At 70.2% G+C, this 16,752-nt stretch carries 12 protein-coding genes and 1 pseudogene; 8 read left to right on the top strand and 5 right to left on the bottom strand.

Annotated elements, in window-relative coordinates; translation table 11 throughout:
- Positions 1-88: 88 nt before the first annotated feature.
- The 6 genes from IE332_RS25345 (at position 89) to IE332_RS25370 (ending at position 9,704) form a co-directional block, all read left to right on the top strand.
- Entirely contained in the window at positions 89-1,345 is a 1,257-nt protein-coding gene (locus IE332_RS25345; protein ID WP_189920551.1) for a sugar ABC transporter substrate-binding protein, read from the top strand.
- A 254-nt stretch (positions 1,346-1,599) separates the two neighbouring features.
- Entirely contained in the window at positions 1,600-2,592 is a 993-nt protein-coding gene (locus IE332_RS25350; protein ID WP_189920553.1) for a carbohydrate ABC transporter permease, read from the top strand.
- Positions 2,589-3,410: a carbohydrate ABC transporter permease gene (locus IE332_RS25355; protein ID WP_189920555.1), complete on the top strand. Its 822-nt coding sequence runs from the start codon at positions 2,589-2,591 to the stop codon at positions 3,408-3,410. The genes IE332_RS25350 and IE332_RS25355 overlap by 4 nt, the downstream gene beginning before the upstream one ends.
- Before the next feature lie 114 nt (positions 3,411-3,524).
- On the top strand, positions 3,525-5,294 hold the full coding sequence (locus tag IE332_RS25360; RefSeq protein ID WP_189920557.1) for an amylo-alpha-1,6-glucosidase: 1,770 nt from the start codon (positions 3,525-3,527) through the stop codon (positions 5,292-5,294).
- Between the two features lie 49 nt (positions 5,295-5,343).
- Positions 5,344-7,167, top strand: a complete 1,824-nt coding sequence (locus IE332_RS25365) for an RICIN domain-containing protein (protein WP_189920559.1) — start codon at positions 5,344-5,346, stop codon at positions 7,165-7,167.
- A gap of 1,115 nt (positions 7,168-8,282) precedes the next feature.
- Positions 8,283-9,704 carry a non-reducing end alpha-L-arabinofuranosidase family hydrolase gene (locus tag IE332_RS25370; RefSeq protein ID WP_189920561.1) on the top strand — a complete coding sequence of 474 codons (1,422 nt, stop codon included), beginning with the start codon at positions 8,283-8,285 and terminating at the stop codon, positions 9,702-9,704.
- Here the strand turns inward: IE332_RS25370 and IE332_RS25375 are convergent.
- From IE332_RS25375 to IE332_RS25385, 3 genes are all read right to left on the bottom strand, one after another.
- Positions 9,688-10,284: an ATP-binding cassette domain-containing protein gene (locus IE332_RS25375; protein WP_189920563.1), complete on the bottom strand. Its 597-nt coding sequence runs from the start codon at positions 10,282-10,284 to the stop codon at positions 9,688-9,690. The genes IE332_RS25370 and IE332_RS25375 overlap by 17 nt on opposite strands.
- A 90-nt stretch (positions 10,285-10,374) precedes the next feature.
- Positions 10,375-11,778, bottom strand: coding sequence for a C4-dicarboxylate transporter DctA (gene dctA, locus IE332_RS25380; protein ID WP_189920566.1), 1,404 nt, complete (start codon positions 11,776-11,778; stop codon positions 10,375-10,377).
- Positions 11,775-12,893 carry a PrpF domain-containing protein gene (locus tag IE332_RS25385; protein ID WP_189920568.1) on the bottom strand — a complete coding sequence of 373 codons (1,119 nt, stop codon included), beginning with the start codon at positions 12,891-12,893 and terminating at the stop codon, positions 11,775-11,777. The genes dctA and IE332_RS25385 overlap by 4 nt, the downstream gene beginning before the upstream one ends.
- Positions 12,894-13,045: 152 nt before the next feature.
- Here IE332_RS25385 and IE332_RS25390 point away from each other — a divergent pair, with 152 nt between their 5' ends.
- Positions 13,046-13,951 carry a LysR family transcriptional regulator gene (locus IE332_RS25390; RefSeq protein WP_189920570.1) on the top strand — a complete coding sequence of 302 codons (906 nt, stop codon included), beginning with the start codon at positions 13,046-13,048 and terminating at the stop codon, positions 13,949-13,951.
- 261 nt (positions 13,952-14,212) lie between these two features.
- A complete protein-coding gene (locus IE332_RS25395; RefSeq protein WP_189920571.1) occupies positions 14,213-14,437 on the top strand; it encodes a hypothetical protein in 225 nt (74 codons plus the stop codon).
- On the opposite strand, the pseudogene IE332_RS42445 reads toward IE332_RS25395, so the two are convergent.
- Together IE332_RS42445 and IE332_RS25400 are read right to left on the bottom strand one after the other, a co-directional pair.
- Positions 14,426-14,536: pseudogene (locus IE332_RS42445) on the bottom strand (DNA-binding response regulator); the annotation flags it as partial. The gene IE332_RS25395 and the pseudogene IE332_RS42445 overlap by 12 nt on opposite strands.
- 73 nt (positions 14,537-14,609) lie before the next feature.
- Entirely contained in the window at positions 14,610-16,727 is a 2,118-nt protein-coding gene (locus IE332_RS25400; RefSeq protein WP_189920573.1) for a beta-galactosidase, read from the bottom strand.
- Positions 16,728-16,752 lie beyond the last annotated feature (25 nt).

Here is a 16,752-nt window from a genome sequence, read left to right on the forward strand (position 1 = left end):
GTCCTATGTTCCTGTCGAACCGATTCGCGCAATCGATTCGACATAGGGCCGTAACACGGAAGTCCGTAAGACCGAAGGGTTCAGTGCCATGAACAGATCCACCGGTTGGCGGCTCGCCGCCGCCTCGCTCGCTGCCGTCGTCCTCGCCTCCGCCGGCACCGCGTGCTCCTCCTCGACCGGGACGTCCGCCGCCGACGGGGGAAGCGCCTCCGCCGGCGGGACCTACACCGTCTGGGACCCGTACCCGCAGTTCGACGTCGGCTCGGCCTGGGCCAAGCTGCTGGACACCTGCGGCAGCCAGGCCGGCGTGCAGATCAAGCGGACCGCCTTCGACACCAGCGACCTGACCACCAAGGCGCTGCTCGCGGCGCAGCAGGGCAACTCGCCGGACGTGCTGATCGTCGACAATCCGGTGGTCTCGACGCTCGCCGAGGCCGGTGTGCTGACCTCGGCCAGGGAGAGCAAGGTCGACACCTCGGCGGTGTCGCCCAATCTGCTCGCGGCCGGTCAGGGCGGCGGCGAGACGTTCGGCACTCCGATCGGCGCGAACACCCTGGCGCTGTACTACAACAAGGCGGTCCTGAACGCCGCCGGCGTGGACGTCGCCTCGATCAAGGACTGGGCATCGCTGACCGCCGCCCTGACGAAGGTGAAGGCCGCGGGCAAGAAGGGCATCACCTTCTCCGGGATCGGCACCGAGGAGGGGAGCTTCCAGTTCCTCCCGTGGTTCTGGGGATCCGGTGCGCAGCTCACGCACCTGGACTCCGCCCAGGCCGCTTCCGCGCTGTCCCTGTGGACCGACTGGGTCAAGCAGGGCCTGGCCCCCAACTCGGTCATCAACAACACGCAGACCACCAGCTGGCAGGAGTTCGCCACCGGTGAGTTCGCCTTCGCGGAGAACGGCACCTGGCAGCTGGCGAACGCGAAGAAGGCCGGCTTCGAGTACGGGGTCATCCCGGTCCCCGGCATGACCGGTGGCACCGCCCCGGCCCCGACCGGTGGCGAGTTCGTCACCGTCCCGGTCCAGAAGAAGACGGCCCGCTACAGCGTCTCGGACAAGCTGGTGTCCTGTCTGACCAGCGCGGACAACTCCTACGCCACCGACGCCACGCTGTCCTACATCGCCCCCACCCCCACGGTGCAGGACAAGCAGGCCGCCGCTGACCCCGACCTGAAGGCGTGGGTCGACGCGGTCAAGGCCGCCAAGGGCCGCACCAGCGACGACCTGGGCACCAAGTACCCCAAGATCTCCGAGCAGTTGTGGACCTCGGTCCAGGCCGCGCTGACCGGCTCCAAGTCGCCGCAGGCCGCACTGTCCGCAGCGCAGTCGGCCGCTGCCCATTAGGGCGTGTCTGACAATTCCCGCCGGGCGGTCGCCGCCGGAGCACGTACCTCGCCGGCTTGTCGTCGGTCGCCGATGGCCCCCAGTCTCCGGCCGGGAGGTACCCCCACCGCATGGACTCTCCCCAGTCTCCGGCCGGGAGGTACCCCCGTCCGCCGCACCGCCGAGGGCACACACTCCAACGCCGCCCGCTGATCCGACGCGAATCGTCAGACACGCCCTAGCACCACCAGCCGCGAGGACAACAGGACCCGCCGATGAACGACACAGCACAGATACCGGAAGACCGCTCTGTGCGCGACGGGGACGGGGCGGCCACCGTCGTCCCGTCCCGCGGACGCGCCGGTGCCGAACCCACCAGGTCCCGCCCCCGCTCCCAGCAGTGGGCCGCCTGGGGATTCCTCACACCAGTGGTGATCTACCTCGGCGTGTTCTACGCCTATCCCCTCTACCGCAACATCGACCTGAGCCTGCGCAACTACACGGTGCGCTCGTTCGTGGACGGCAACGCCACCTTCACCGGACCGGCGAACTACCGCGCGGTCCTGGACGACCCCACGTTCATGCCCGCGCTGACGCACACCGTGGTGTTCACCGCCGCCAGCCTGCTCCTGCAGTACGGGATCGGCCTGGCCCTCGCGGTCTTCTTCACCCAGCACTTCCGCCTCGCGGCCACGCTTCGCGCCCTGTTCCTGGTGCCCTGGTTGCTGCCGCTGATCGTGTCCGCCTCCACCTGGTCGTGGATGCTCAACAGCGATTCCGGCGTCGTCAACGCCGTCCTGCGCGCGGTCGGCATCGGCCCGGTCAACTGGCTCACCTCCCCGAGCTGGTCCCTGGCGTCGGTGGTGATCGCGAACATCTGGATCGGGATCCCGTTCAACCTGGTGGTCCTGTACAGCGGTCTGCAGAGCATCCCGGCCTCGCTCTACGAGGCCGCCGCCCTGGACGGGGCGAACGCGTGGCAGCGCTTTCGCCACGTCACCTTCCCGCTGCTGCGCCCGGTATCGGCGATCACCCTGCTGCTGGGCCTGGTCTACACCCTCAAGGTCTTCGACATCATCTGGATCATGACCAGGGGCGGTCCGGTCAATTCCTCCACCACGCTCGCCACTTGGTCCTACCGGCTCGGTTTCGGCAACGCGCTGCCGGCCTTCGGACACGGCGCTGCCGTCGGGAACCTGCTGGTCCTGATCGCCCTGGTCTTCGGCATGGTGTACATCCGCGTCCAGCGAAAGCAGCAGGCGTCATGAGCACACGACACACCTCCTGGTGGAAGACCGCGATCGGCGTCCTCCTCACCGCGCTGATGCTGTTCCCGGTCTACTGGATGCTGAACGTGTCCTTCACCCGCGACCAGGACATGCGCAAGTCCCCACCGGACTGGTTCCCGTTGCACGGAACGCTGGAGGGCTACCGCGCCGTCATCGACCAGCAACTCCCTTACCTGGGCACCAGCCTGGTCATCGCCCTGGGCACTGTCGTGCTGACCGCGGCCATCGCCGCACCCGCCGGCTACGCGCTGGCGAAGCTGCGCCCGCGAGGCGGCGGAGCGCTCAGTTTCGTGCTCCTGGTCGCGCAGATGATCCCCGGCATCATCATGGCGATGGGCTTCTACACCATCTACCTCAAGCTCGGGATGCTGCAGTCGGTGCCGGGCCTGATCATCGCCGACTCCACGATCGCCGTCCCGTTCGCCGTGCTGATCTTCACCGCGTTCATGGACGGCATTCCCGGCGAACTACTGCAGGCCGCCAGGACCGACGGCGCGGGCCATCTGCGGACCTTCTGGTCGATCGTCCTGCCGATGAGCCGCAACGCGATCGTCACCGTCTCGCTGTTCGCGTTCCTCTGGTCCTGGTCCGACTTCGTGTTCGCCAGCACCCTGGACGGCGGCGGCGCCCACGAGCCGATCACGCTGGGGATCTACCACTACATCGGCAACAACAACCAGCAGTGGAACGCCATCATGGCCACCGCCGTCGTCGCCTCGATCCCCACCGCCCTGATCCTCGTCCTGGCCCAGCGCTACGTCGCCGCCGGTGTCACCGCCGGAGCCGTCAAGGACTGACACCCGCCGCCACCTCCCCGCCCGCTGAAAACCTCCGCCTCTCGGCACACCCGCGCACCGCGGCCGCCACGAGGCCGGCAGAACACGCCCCGCACCAGAAACGAGCGCCCTGCGATGACCGACGCCCTCACTGGCCCGGCCTTCAACATCCGCGACATTCCCTTCAGCCGCCACGGCTCCTGGTTCAACATCTCACCCGTGACCTCCGAGCACGTCCGCGCCGAGGACCTCCACCTGGTCTCCCACCAGAACGGCATGCACCCGGTGCTGCGCCTGGTCCCCGTCGGGGGGCCGCGCGGCGAGCGGGTCGAGACGAGCTGGAACGCGACACCGGGTCGGCTGACCTGGGCCGCGCAGAGCGGGCAGATCGAACTGACCTACCAGTCCGCCGACACCCTGCGACTGCGCGGTACCGGCCTGGGCCTGCGGATCTGCGCCTCGGCCGACCAGCTCACGCCGTTCGGCGGCACGTACTTCCTCCACGACCCGCTCGACGGCTCCTACGTGTTCACCTCCTACGAGACCGGCAGGCGCTACCGCATCACCGTGCTCGCCGGGCAGGAAGCGGACGTCCAGGGTGTCGAGGCGCTCGGCGAGGCCGACCGCGGGCTGACGGTGATCGGCGACGGCACCGGCCCGTGGGAGACGGCCGTCGAGGAACTCGACAGCGCCCGGCCGCCCTACGCCCCGTCAGGCACCCACGAGCAGACGGCGGGCCAGGCAGGTCAGGCGTTCGCCCGCTTCGCCGACGCGGTCACCCCCTGGCGCACCCCGGACACCCCGGCCGCTGAACTGGCCGCCTACGTGGTGTGGTCCGCGACGGTGGGACCGAGCGGGTTCGTCGAGCGCCCTGCCGTCCTGATGTCCAAGCACTGGATGGACAAGGTGTGGAGCTGGGACCACTGCTTCAACGCCCTGGCCCTGGCCCCCGGAGCCCCGGAACTGGCCTGGGACCAGTTCCAGATCATGTTCGACCACCAGGACGAGAGCGGCGCACTGCCCGACTCCGTGACCCACTCCGAAATCCTCTACAACTTCGTCAAGCCCCCCATCCACGGCTGGGCCCTGCGCCACCTGCGACGACGCCTGCCGCGCCCGCTGAGCCGCACCGAACTCACCGAGGCCTACCACCGCCTGGAGCGGTGGACCGGGTTCTGGCTCGACTCCAGGCGCGCCCCCGGCCAGACGCTGCCGCACTACCAGCACGGCAACGACAGCGGCTGGGACAACGCCACCACCTTCGACCCCGGACGTGTGCGGGTCACCGCCGATCTCTCCACCTTCCTGATCCTGCAGCTGCGCGAACTCGCCGATCTGGCCACCGAGCTCGACCGCGCCGACGAAGCCGCCGCCTGGGCGGCCTCGGCGGACACCATCCAGGCCGCCGTGATCCAGGAGCTGTGGACCGGCGATCGATTCCAGGCCCGCTCCCCCCGTACCGGTGAAGGCGCGACCAGCCTCAGCCTGCTCGACCTGATGCCCATCGCGCTCGGCGAGCACCTGCCCACTGACATCAGCACCCGCCTGGCCGCACACATCGAGACCCACCTGACCGCCCACGGACTGGCCACCGAGCGGCCCGACTCACCCCACTACCAGGCCGACGGCTACTGGCGCGGACCCATCTGGGCACCCGCCACCGTCCTCATCGAGGACGGCCTGCGCCGCGCCGGCCACCACCGCCTCGCCGACGAGATCAGCAGCCGCTTCCGCGCGCTGTGCGAGAACTCCGGCTTCGCCGAGAACTTCGACGCCCTCACCGGCGAGGGACTCCGCGACCGCGCCTACACCTGGACCGCCAGCAGCTACCTGCTGCTCGCCGAGGACCACATCAGGCGCATCCACCCCCAGAACGACGACCACCGGAGCGCACTGCACCGGTAGGCCGCCGGCACCACCCCAACCACCCCACCCCCCAGTCGGGAGAGCCGTGATGCACCCGCACCGCCGCAGACTTTCCGTCAGCCTCACCGCCCTGCTCACCACCCTTGCCGCCGGGATCCTGCCCGCCGCCACAGCGCACGCCGCCGACACCTCCGTCGCCGTCGACTTCTCCGCGGTCAAGGGCGCCCCCACGTACCATGCCTCGGGCACCCTCTACGGGATGACCCCCAACGGGTCACTGCCGCCGGACCACTTCTACACCGACATCAAGTGGCACCTCGAGCGCGCCGGCGGGGCCCAGCTCAACGGCGGCGGCTACGCCACCAGCCTGGCCGACTACCAGACCCGCTGGGCCTCCACCCTGGCCCAGTACAAGCGCACCGCCGCCCTCGGCGGCACCTTCGTCATCCTCCCGCACGACCTGTGGGGCGCCGACGGCACCACCACCCAGCCCTTCCCCGGTGACAACGGCGACTGGACCAAGTTCGACAGCTTCGTCAACCAGCTCATCTCCGACGTCAGGGCCAACAACATGACGGTGGAGTGGGACCTGTGGAACGAGCCGGACCTCAGCGGCTTCTGGGGCCGGTCCCAGAGCCAGTACCTGCAGATGTGGTCGCGGTTCCACGCCGCCGTGCGGGCCAACCTCCCCGGGCAGCTCATCGTCGGCCCCAGCGTGGCCAACCCGCCGAGCTCCTCCAACACCTGGTGGACCACCTATCTGAACCACGTCAAGGCCAACAACGTCGCCCCCGACATCTACAGCTGGCACGCCATCCCGCACGACCCCGTCCCGGCTGTCGGCAACGCCGACGCGGTCATCGCCGCCGCGGGCCTGACCAACACCCGGCCGTACCAGATCAACGAGTACGCCGGGATCGAGCAGCAGAACCCCGGTGGCGGCGGCTGGTTCATCAGCCGCCTGGAGCGGGCCGGTGCCGACGGCCTGCGCTCCAACTGGGGAGGGGGCCCCAACCTGCACGACTACGCGGCCAACCTGCTCACCAAGAACAGCTCCGGTCAGTACCTGCCGAAGGGTGAGTGGTTCCTCTACCGGTACTACGGCTCCCAGACCGGAAACCTCGTGAACCTCACACCCGGTACGAACACCGACGGGCTGGCGACCAAGGACAACACCGCGCGCAACGCGAAGATCCTGCTGGGCAGCAACGGCAACACCGGCAACGTCACCGTCAACCTCAACCGCCTCGACACCACCTCGGTGACGGAGAACGGCCGGGTGCGCGCGATCGTCCAGCGCATACCGAACAACAGCGGCGGCGCCGTGACGGGTCCGGTGACGGTCTCCGACCAGACCCTGACCGTCAGCGGCAACTCGGCTTCGGTGAACGTTCCGTGGACGGACGCCGCGGACGGCTACACCGTCACCCTGCTGCCCCCGTCCAACACCACCGTCTCCACGGTCGCGGAGGTGCAGCACAGCGGTCAGTGCCTGGACGACACCAACCTCAGCACCGCCGACGGCACGCAGTACCAGCAGTACTCCTGCGAGGGCGGCTACCAGCAGATGCTGGACCTCAAGCCGGTCGCCGGCCGGACGAACACCTACACCGTGGTCAACGAGTACAGCGGTAAGTGCCTGGACGTCTCGGGCGCTTCCACGGCCGACGATGCCGCCGTCATCCAGTGGACCTGCAGCGGCGGCACGAACCAGATGTTCACCCTCAACCCCGTCACCGCGCTCGGCAACAGCAAGGACTACCAGCTGGTCGCGGTGCACAGCGGCAAGTGCGTGGACGTGAGCGGGATCTCGACCGCACCCGGCGCCCTCGTCCACCAGTGGACCTGCGACCCGGCGAGCAACCTGAACTGGAAGAAGAACCAGATCTGGCGCCTGACCGGCAAGGCATGACCTCCCGCGCCTGACCCCTCGGACACCAGGAGGACCCCGGCTCCGCCGGGGTCCTCCTGTCCCTGCCGGATTCCGCCGACCGTCCCGGCTGCCGATGCCGGGTGAACGCCCTTCCACACCGTGCCCGACGACCTGCTCCGCGTGGCCGGATCAGCGTCGGATCTCAAGTTGCAGCCCACGTCGGCCACCGTGAACGTGGCGCTGCCCATGGGTTGTCCCGACCGTGGCGCATTGGTTGGAGCCATGCTGCTCACTTGACCTGCACCTTGCCGCGGCGGTCCGGTGGAGAGCGCCGGCCCCACTGTGGCGGCCCTTCTTCATGGAAGTGTCGAAGCGCTTCAACCAATGGCGAGGCTAGCGGCACACCTTGCCGCTCGACAAGCATCTCGATGAATCAAATCCCTATCGTGAATGGGATGTTGACATACCCAGTGCCGTATGCGAAGCATTCGAAGGGCTTGAGTGCTGGAGCCTGACCGAGGGATCGACATGAGCTTCCCCGTCCCTGCCCGCTGCCGTACCGCGATCTTGCGCTCCCAGTGGACAAGCGCGTCGACGACCCCCTCGGCAGGCTCATGGCCCGATGAGCGGACCGTGATGTCGCCCCGGTGGGCCGCGTGCCGAAAACCACGTCCATGCAGCGGCGCCGCGTGCGCACCCGCGTGCGACGCCTGGAAGCCGGCGCTCGCGCCGCCACTGCGTGCCAGGCCGCCGACCATCGGGGCGAGACCGGTCGACCGCTCCGGAGGCGTTGGGCAGGACTGCGCCGCCTCGGTCATGAAAGTCGTTGCAGCCATCTTGACGTGCCGGGGTGGGCACGTATTGACTCCGCTCACACCCGGAAACTCCTCTGCCTCCCACCAGGAGGGGTCCACCTCGACCTCGCAATTGTTAGCGTTAACACTTCTGGGAGCTGAACTCTGTGGGTCATTCGTCGGCACTTACCCTGCCGACCAGCACTGGAACTCCAGCTGAGCCGAGCTTGGGGTATGCCTCCGCCGACTCCCTTCCCCCACCGGAAACCATCGCGAGGCACCGGGGTGTGACACGCCCACTACCAAACGCGGCCTGACAAACAACCGTGTGACAGCTCCATCCCTTCACAAAGGATCTCAATGCGCAGACAAATTACCGACCGCAGGCCCCCGTCTGTGGTGCTCACCGCCATGGTTGCGGCCGTGGTGGCGTTGGCGGCGATGCTCGTCGCCTACCCGGCTCAGGCGGCCACCAGCGGTGCCTTGCGCGGGACGGGTTCCGGCCGGTGTCTCGACGTACCGAACGCCAGCCAGACCGACGGCGCGCTCCTGCAGATCTGGGACTGCTCGGGCGGGACCAACCAGCAGTGGACGCTGACGGACAGCAACCAGCTGACCGTGTACGGCAACAAGTGCCTGGACGTCCCGGGCCACGCCACCGCGGCCGGTACCCGGGTGGAGATCTGGTCCTGCACCGGCGGTGCGAACCAGCAGTGGCGGGTGAACACCGACGGTACGGTCGTCGGCGTGGAGTCCGGGCTGTGCCTGGACGTCAGCGGCGGCGGGACGGCCAACGGGACGGCGGTGCAGCTGTGGAACTGCAGCGGCGCCAGTAACCAGAAGTGGACCGGCCTGTCCGGGACGGGCAGCACGTGTGCTCTCCCGTCGACGTACCGGTGGACCTCGACCGGTCCGCTGGCGGAGCCGGTGAACGGGGGAGCCGCGCTGAAGGACTTCACCGACGTGGTCTACAACGGCAAGCACCTGGTCTACGCGACCTACTCCGACGGAACGTCGTGGAAGTCGATGGGATTCGCTCCCTTCACGAACTGGTCGGACATGGCCTCGGCCCCCCAGACCGTCATGTCCTCGTCCGCGGTGGCGCCCCAGCTGTTCTACTTCGCGCCCAAGAACACCTGGGTGCTGGCCTCGCTGGGGTGGGGGACCGCCTGGCCCTTCACCTACCGCACGTCCAGCGACCCCACCAACCCCAACGGCTGGTCCGCGCCGCAGGCGCTGTTCACCGGCAGCCTCCCCACCGGCGGCCCGATCGACCCGACCCTGATCGCCGACGACCAGAACATGTACCTGTTCTTCGCCGGTGACAACGGCAGCATCTACCGGGCGAGCATGCCGATCGGGAACTTCCCCAGCAGCTTCGGCTCCTCGTACACCACGGTCATGAGCGACACGGTGCAGAACCTGTTCGAGGCACCCCAGGTCTACAAGGTCCAGGGCCAGAACCAGTACCTCATGATCGTCGAGGCCCGGGACGCGAACGAGCACCGCTACTTCCGCTCGTTCACCGCCACCAGCCTGAACGGCTCCTGGACCCCGCAGGCCGCCACCGCGAGCAACGCCTTCGCGGGCAAGGCCAACAGCGGCGCCACCTGGACCAACGACATCAGCCACGGCGACCTGGTCCGCAACAACCCCGACCAGACCATGACCGTCGACCCCTGCAACCTCCAGCTCCTCTACCAGGGCAGGAACCCCAACTCGGACGGCTCTTCCTACATCCAACTGCCGTACCGGCCGGGCGTGCTCACCCTGCAGCGCTGACCCGCCCGTCCGCTCCACCGGAGAACCGGGACCTGAGGCCTTGAGGAACCCCGGCCGCGCGGCGGCCGGGGTTCCTCGTTCTGGACGCTACCGAGCAGGCGCTCGGCGGGGGGCGGCAGTGCGACGGTCTTCTCGGCAGGCTTCTCGTCAGGCCCTGCGCTCTCCGGTGCGAGAGGATGACCGTGATGGGGCCGTCGCGTTCGCCGGTCGTACGGGCGCGTTCCATGTGGTGCTCGAAGACGGCGAGTTGGCTGGGGGTGTCCGGTGATGCGGCGGGTTCGTCCAGTACGAGCAGCAGGGGCAGGTCGCGCATGCGGGCGCGGGCGAGCGCCAGTTCCTGCCACTGGCCCTCGGACAGGTCGGCTCCGCCGAACTCCCTTCCCGGCATCGTGTCTTCGCGGTGCGGCAGGCGGTCGACGAAACCGGTGGTGTCGGTGGTCGCCAGGGCTTTCCGGATCCGTGCGGCACCCTGGAGGGCGTCCGGCTCGCCGAGGTCGACGCTCTCACCCAGGACGGTGCGGTACCGGCCGAAGTCCTGGAAGGCGCACGAGATCCGGGCCCGCCAGTCGGCGGTCCGCACGCTGCCGGCTTGGCGGGCAAGGCGTGACCGCCCGCGCCGGAAGGGCGGGCCGGCCCGGGCGGCTGCCCCGGGTCGGCCCGCCCTGCGATGTCAACCCGCCGTCGGGAGCAGGTCGCGTGCCGGGGCCGGAAGGCCCTCGGGTTCGGGTGTCCGCTGTGTGTCGGGTTCGGTCGTCACGGGGACGGGGGTGTAGGGGATCTCTCCGCGCAGGACGGCCTTGGCGCGGTCCTCGTCCAGTTCACCCTCCCACCGGGCGATCGCGAGGGTGGCGACGCCGTTGCCGATCAGGCTCGTCAGGGCGCGGGCTTCGGACATGAAGCGGTCGATGCCGAAGATCAGCGAGAGAGCGGCGACGGGAACGTGCGGAAGGGCGCTGAGGGTGGCTGCCAGGGCGATGAAGCCGGTGCCGGTGACGCCTGCGGCGCCCTTGGAGGTGATCAGCATGACGGCGAGCATGGCCAGCTGCTGGGGGAGGCTGAGGTCGATGCCGAGGGCCTGGGCGAGGAAGACCGAGCCCATGGTCAGGTAGATGGCGGTGCCGTCGAGGTTGAAGGAGTACCCGGCGGGCAGCGTGATGCCGACGACCGGTTTCGAAGCGCCCAGGTGCTGGAGCTTGGCCATCATGCGGGGCAGAACGGGCTCGGTGGAGGACGTGCCCAGGACGATCAGCAGTTCTTCCTTGGTGTAGCGCAGGAACGGCAGCAGCCGTAGCCCGTTGAGGCGCATCACGGTCCCGAGGACGACCAGGACGAAGAAGAGGGCGGCCAGCCAGAACGAGCCGACCAGCAGGGACAGCTGCCGCAGCGTGCCCAGGCCGAAGTTGCCGATCGTGTAGGCCATCGAGCCGAACGCGCCGACGGGGGCGAGCCGCATGACCCAGCGGATGAGCGTGAACAGGACCGTGGAGAGCTTCTCGACGCCCTGGACGATGCCCAGGCCGGCCTCCCCGCTGGCGTGCAGGCCGAAACCGAACAGCAGGGAAACCAGCAGCACCGGCAGGACCTCGTGACCGGTGAGGGCGCTGAACAGGGTGGCCGGGACGATGCCGAGGACGAAGTCGGCGAAGCCCTGGTGAGCCGCGGTCGCGGCCGGAGGCAGGCCCTTGGGGGACAAGGTCGAGACGTCGACGTGCAGACCGCTGCCCGGCTTGACGACGTTGACGACGACCAGGCCGATCACCATGGCCACGCCGGTCAGCACCTCGAAGTAGACCAGCGCCTTCAGGCCGACACGACCGACCGCGCGGGCGTTGCCCATGGAGGCGATGCCGTGGACGACGGTGCAGAAGATGATCGGCGCGATGAACATCTTCACCAGCGCGATGAAGCCGTCTCCGAGCGGCTTGAGGTCGGCGCCCACGGACGGCCACAGCACGCCCACGGCGGCGCCGAGGAGGACGGCGACCAGGCATTGGACGTAGAGGTGGGACAGCATCCGCCGGATGCGGCCCGGTGGGGCGGTGACGGTACCCGGGGCGGCGTCATTGCGGCTCATGCGGGGCGTCCTTCCAGGACGGGAACGAGGAGTTCGGCTCGGGCGATACGCCGGGCAGCGCGGTGCAGCAGTACGGTGGGGGACGCGCTGTCCGGTGCGGGGACGGCTCGGGTGGTGATCACACCGGCCGGGGTGCCCAGACGCAGCGTGCCGTCGGCGGTCTGCCGGGCGACGCGGTGGGCGAGTGTGCCGGGGGTGGAGGCGGCCGTGGCCAGGGCCACGGCGGAGGTCAGGCCGATCGCCGGGTGCGGGGCGTGCATGGAGACCATGCGTACGGCCAGGTCGTACTCGTCCTGGTCGACGAGGATTCCCTGCGTGGTGCGGTAGGGGGCGGGCCGGGCGACGATGCCCACCTTCGGCACCGCGTGGCTGACCGGATCCTGCTCACGGGCCAGGCCCATGGCCAGCGCTGCCTGGCGGCGCAGCAGCGTCAGCGCGGGCACGACGGTGGCGAACGCGGTGAGCGATGCCGTGCCGTCGAGGCCGAACGCCTTGGCCTCGAACAGCGCGGCCGGTGCGCCGGCGTCCACCAGGGACGCCTCGACGGGACCGCCCGGGCCGGTGAGCTCGTCCAGCGCCCGGCCGGTGGGCAGAGCGCGGCCGGTCGACGAGCCCGCCGGGTCGTGGAACCCGAGCAGGACCGGCACGCCCGGTGCCGAGGTGCCCGGGACCGTGGCCGTGCCCTCCTCCGGGACCACGCCCGCAGGCGTGGGGATCGTGCCGGTGAGGCGGGCCCCGGTGTTGATGTTGAGCATGCGGACCGTCGTGCTGTCCGAGGTGATCGGCACGAGATCGTTGTGGACGGCGTACAGGGCCACGGCGGTGGCGCAGTTTCCGCAGTTGCTGCCCCACTCCACACGCTCGTCGCCGATGCCGACCTGTGCGAAGGCGTACTCGACGTCCACGTCGGCCCGGTCCGACGCCCGTACGACGGCGGCCTTCGAGGTGGTGGAGGAGGCGCCGCCCACGCCGTCGATCTGGCGGGGGTCGGCGGCGTTGAAGGCGGCGAGCAGCAGGGTGTCGAGGTCCACGCCCGTGGCGGCCACGTCGCGCTCGTCGAAGATCCAGCACTTGCTGGTTCCTCCGCGGATCATCTCGCCCTGCAGACGCAACACAGCCGGCTCCTCATGGACATGGGGATGGAAGGGGAAGTCCACCGACGGTCCTGCCGTGCGGGGGTGCCTCTACGGTGGGTTACGGCAGCGTGAAGTACAATCTCGTAAATCTGCATGGCTATTAAGTTGAAGTGAACGCTGGAGGCAGGGGCATGCTCGACGTCCGGCGCATTCTGCTGTTCACCGAGGTCGCCCGGCGCGGCTCGGTGACGGCGACCGCGCGCGCTCTCAACTACACTCCGTCAGCGGTGTCGCAGCAGATCAGCCGCCTGGAATCGGAGGCGGGACAGCCGCTGCTGGAGCGCCACGCCCGGGGTGTCACCGTCACCGACGCGGGACGCGCGCTGGCCGACCGGGGGCAGCGGATCGAACGCGAACTGCGGGCCGCGGAGAACGAGCTCGCCGACTACGCGGGGCTGCGCGCGGGCACCTTGCGCATCGGCACCTTCCCCACCGTCGGGGCCTCACTCCTCCCGCAGGCCGTGACCACCTTCCGGGACGCCCACCCCGACGTGCGGCTGACCGTCCGCAGCGCCCGCATCGCCGGACTCTGGACCATGCTGGAGAACCGCGAGATCGAGATGGCGCTGATGTGGGACTACGACTGGAGCCGGATCGACCGGGAGGACATCGTCGTCACCCCGCTCCTCGACGACCCGCCGGCCCTTCTCGTCAGCGACCACCATCCGCTCGCGGGCCGGCGCACCGCCTCGCTCGCCGACTTCGCGGACGACTCCTGGATCACCCGTGCCGAACGCCACCCGGTGGCCGAAGCCCTCGTCCGCGGCTGCCGCGCCGTCGGGTTCGAGCCCCACATCGCCTACGAGGCCCATGACTACCAGGAGGCCCAGGCCATGGTCGCCGCCGGCATCGGCGTCGCCCTCGCACCCACCCTGGCCCTGGAGGGCATCCGGCCCGGCGTCAACGTCCTGCCGCTCCAGCCGCCGGGCCCCGTCCGCCGCATCCTCCTGGTCCGCATGGCCGACCACTCGCTCACCCCCGCCGCCCTGACCTTCGCCGGACTCCTCCGCGACGCCGCGGCGGCCCGGATCCGCTGATCAGCCTCGACCGTGGGGCCACCGCCCGAACCAGGCCGCGGGATCCAGCGCGTGTGACGACGTCCTGCTCTCCCTCCTGGGAGGCACGGTCGCCGGGTCCGCCACCGCGTTCGCCCAGGCGCCGTCCGGCGCCTGCACCCAGACCTGCAACAACCCGCAGGCCGGCGTTTCGGTGCGGGATACGACCACGACAAGTCGTTCTACTGCCTCGGCCGGCACCAGGGGCTGGTAACCAAGCGCGGCGAACACCGACCGGACGGCGTGGCGGGCGGAAGAGCCGTCACGCCGGAGCGGGCCCTGGCCGTCCTCATGGGCGTCCTCGCCGAGGTCGCCGACGCAGTCGGTTCCCCGGGTTCCCCCGGTTCCCCCGGCGGCGAGCCGGCCCTGCTCGGGCTCGTCGACGACGAGCCCGACCGGCTGTCCGACCTGGGGCAGCGCCTGGCCGCGACCGGGTGGACGGCCGCCCTCCACGGCTCAGGCGCGTAGCTTGTCGCCGAACCCGCGGACCGTCTCGATGCGGTCGCGGCCGATCTCGGCGCGCAGCCGCGTCACCCGGACGTCCACCACGTGGGTGTCGCCGGACCAGAGCGGTGCCCGGGCGGAGAGCGGAAGGCGGAAGGCGGTGGGCCCCGGCAGGGTTCCACCGCCGCCTTCGCGTTCAGTCCGCGACGAGGACCCGTACGTCCCAGGCGCCGAGGGAGAGCGGCTCACCGGCGGCCACCGGGGTGCCGTTCAGGACGTCGGTCAGCGCCACGGGTGCCGGCACCTCGACGGGCTGCCAGCTCCAGTTGTGGACCACGTGGACGCGGCGCCCGTCCTCGGCCGTTCCGGTGGTCGCGGTGACGGACTCGGGCAGGTCGCGCCAGTCGCTGGCGGGGGTGGGGGCCAGCCAGGCGGCCAGCTCCCGGGCGAGGTCGCGTCCGGGCACGGTGCCGACGCAGGTCACCCGGCCCGCGCCGTGGGCGCGGGTGGTGACGGCGGGCCAGCGGCCGAAGTGGGGGTGCTCGTACCCGGCGAGCACGGTGGCGTCGGTGGCCGTCAGGCCCTCGATCCAGCGGGTCGCGGTGGCGCCCGGCGGCAGGTTCAGCGGGCTTCCGGGGGCGGAGCGCACCGGCAGGTCGGCGGGCAGGTTGCTGAACTCGTCGTACCAGGCGCCCGCGGCGCCGGTCAGGCGCGGCGGGGCGGTCTCGTGGCGGGCCCGGGCCTCGTGGTCGGCGTAGCCGGTGCGGGGGCCGAGGACGAGGTGGCCGCCGGCCTCGGCGTAGGCCGTGAGCCAGTCGAGCAGGGAGTCCTCGGCGAGGTAGAGGCCGGGGACGACCAGCACCGGGTGGCGTCGGGCGGCCTCGTCGGGTGCGAGGCCCGCGCGCTCGCCGCGGGCGTCGTGCAGCTGGCGGGCGTGCACGATGCGCACCTGGCGGCCGGCTTCGAAGGCGCCGCGGTAGAACGGGTCGAAGAGGCGGTGGTAGGAGGTGGGGTCCGGTTCGCCGTTGGGCTTCGCCAGCGGTGGGTACTTCTGCATCAGCCACTTGCTGGGCATCGAGTAGACCATGGTGAGGTCGGCGTCCGGCTCGATCCCGGCGACCAGTGCGCCCGCCGTCTCGAACTCGGCGCCCAGCCGCGCGAGTTCGGCGTACACCCGGCCGGGCTTGCTGCTGTGCGGCAGGATGCCGCCCCAGTACGTCTCGGCGCCGAAGTGCAGGGTGTGCCAGTGCCAGTACTCGATCATCCGCGCACCGCGCGAGACGAGCGCCCAGGCGGCCTGCCGCCACTGGCCGTCGAAGGCGGGCCGGTTCTCCGAAGTGCCGCTGATGGCCTGGGCGTTGGTCTCGGTGACCAGGAAGGGCTCCTGGCGGGAGGAGAAGATCCGGTCGGCGCTCTGGTAGAGGGCCCAGACGCCGGTGGTCTTCCACCACTGCTCGTGGTCGTCGGGCGCGGGGTCGGGCAGGGTGAGGGCGTCCTGCATGTCGTAGTACGGGTTGCCCGCGGTGACGTCCAAGGCGTCGGTGGCCTCGTCGTCCTCCATCGCGGGGTGGTTGTAGGCGAGGCAGGTGGTGACGAACTGGTCGGGGCGGGCGTACTCGCGGGTGATGGCGGCCTGCCAGGCGACGAACTCGGTGGTCTGGCGGGCTTGGAACGCGCGCCAGGCGACGTCGTACTGCGGTTGCTGGTTGCCGTCGGGGCGCCACAGGTCGGCCCAGGTGGAGAGGCGGTGCGACCAGTAGACCAGCCCCCACTCCCGGTTGAGGGCCTCCACGTCGCCGTAGGTGTGGCGCAGGTGGTCGACGAAGCGCTGGAAGACGCCCTCGTTGTGCGGCAGGCGCAGGCCGGGTTCGTTGTCGACCTGGAAGCCGATGACGGCCGGGTGGGTGGCGTGGCGGGCCAGGATCTTGCGGGTGACGCGCTCGGCGTGGTGGCGGAAGGCGGGGTGGGTGAAGTCGGCTTCCTGGCGGGCGCCCCAGCCCATGGGCCGGCCCGTCTCCCGGTCGCCGACGATCTCGGGGTACTGCCGGGCGAGCCACGGCGGCACGGCGTAGGTGGGGGTGCCCAGGACGACCGCGATGCCGCGCTCGTGGGCGCCGTCGAGGACGGGGGTGAGCCAGTCCAGGTCGAAGCGGCCGTTCTCGGGCTCCCAGGTGGACCAGACGGACTCGCCGACCCGGATGACGGTGAACTTCGCCTCGGCCATCAGGTCGAGGTCTTCCTTGAGCCGCGGGTACGGCTGGTACTCGTGGTAGTAGGCGGCGCCGAACAGGACGCGCGGGGGCAGCGGGAACACGGGTGCACCTCGGGACGTGTGGGAG

Origin of the sequence: Kitasatospora xanthocidica, assembly GCF_014656195.1 — a bacterium.
GTDB lineage: Bacteria > Actinomycetota > Actinomycetes > Streptomycetales > Streptomycetaceae > Kitasatospora > Kitasatospora xanthocidica.

Bases quoted from the DNA above. Each gene is read 5' to 3' on its own strand.
- IE332_RS25350 (WP_189920553.1), top strand. From the start codon at position 1,600: ATGAACGACACAGCACAGATACCGGAAGACCGCTCTGTGCGCGACGGG.
- IE332_RS25365 (WP_189920559.1), top strand. From the start codon at position 5,344: ATGCACCCGCACCGCCGCAGACTTTCCGTCAGCCTCACCGCCCTGCTC.
- IE332_RS25355 (WP_189920555.1), top strand. From the start codon at position 2,589: ATGAGCACACGACACACCTCCTGGTGGAAGACCGCGATCGGCGTCCTC.
- IE332_RS25390 (WP_189920570.1), top strand. From the start codon at position 13,046: ATGCTCGACGTCCGGCGCATTCTGCTGTTCACCGAGGTCGCCCGGCGC.
- IE332_RS25360 (WP_189920557.1), top strand. From the start codon at position 3,525: ATGACCGACGCCCTCACTGGCCCGGCCTTCAACATCCGCGACATTCCC.
- IE332_RS25370 (WP_189920561.1), top strand. From the start codon at position 8,283: ATGCGCAGACAAATTACCGACCGCAGGCCCCCGTCTGTGGTGCTCACC.
- dctA (WP_189920566.1), bottom strand. From the start codon at position 11,778: ATGAGCCGCAATGACGCCGCCCCGGGTACCGTCACCGCCCCACCGGGC.
- IE332_RS25345 (WP_189920551.1), top strand. From the start codon at position 89: ATGAACAGATCCACCGGTTGGCGGCTCGCCGCCGCCTCGCTCGCTGCC.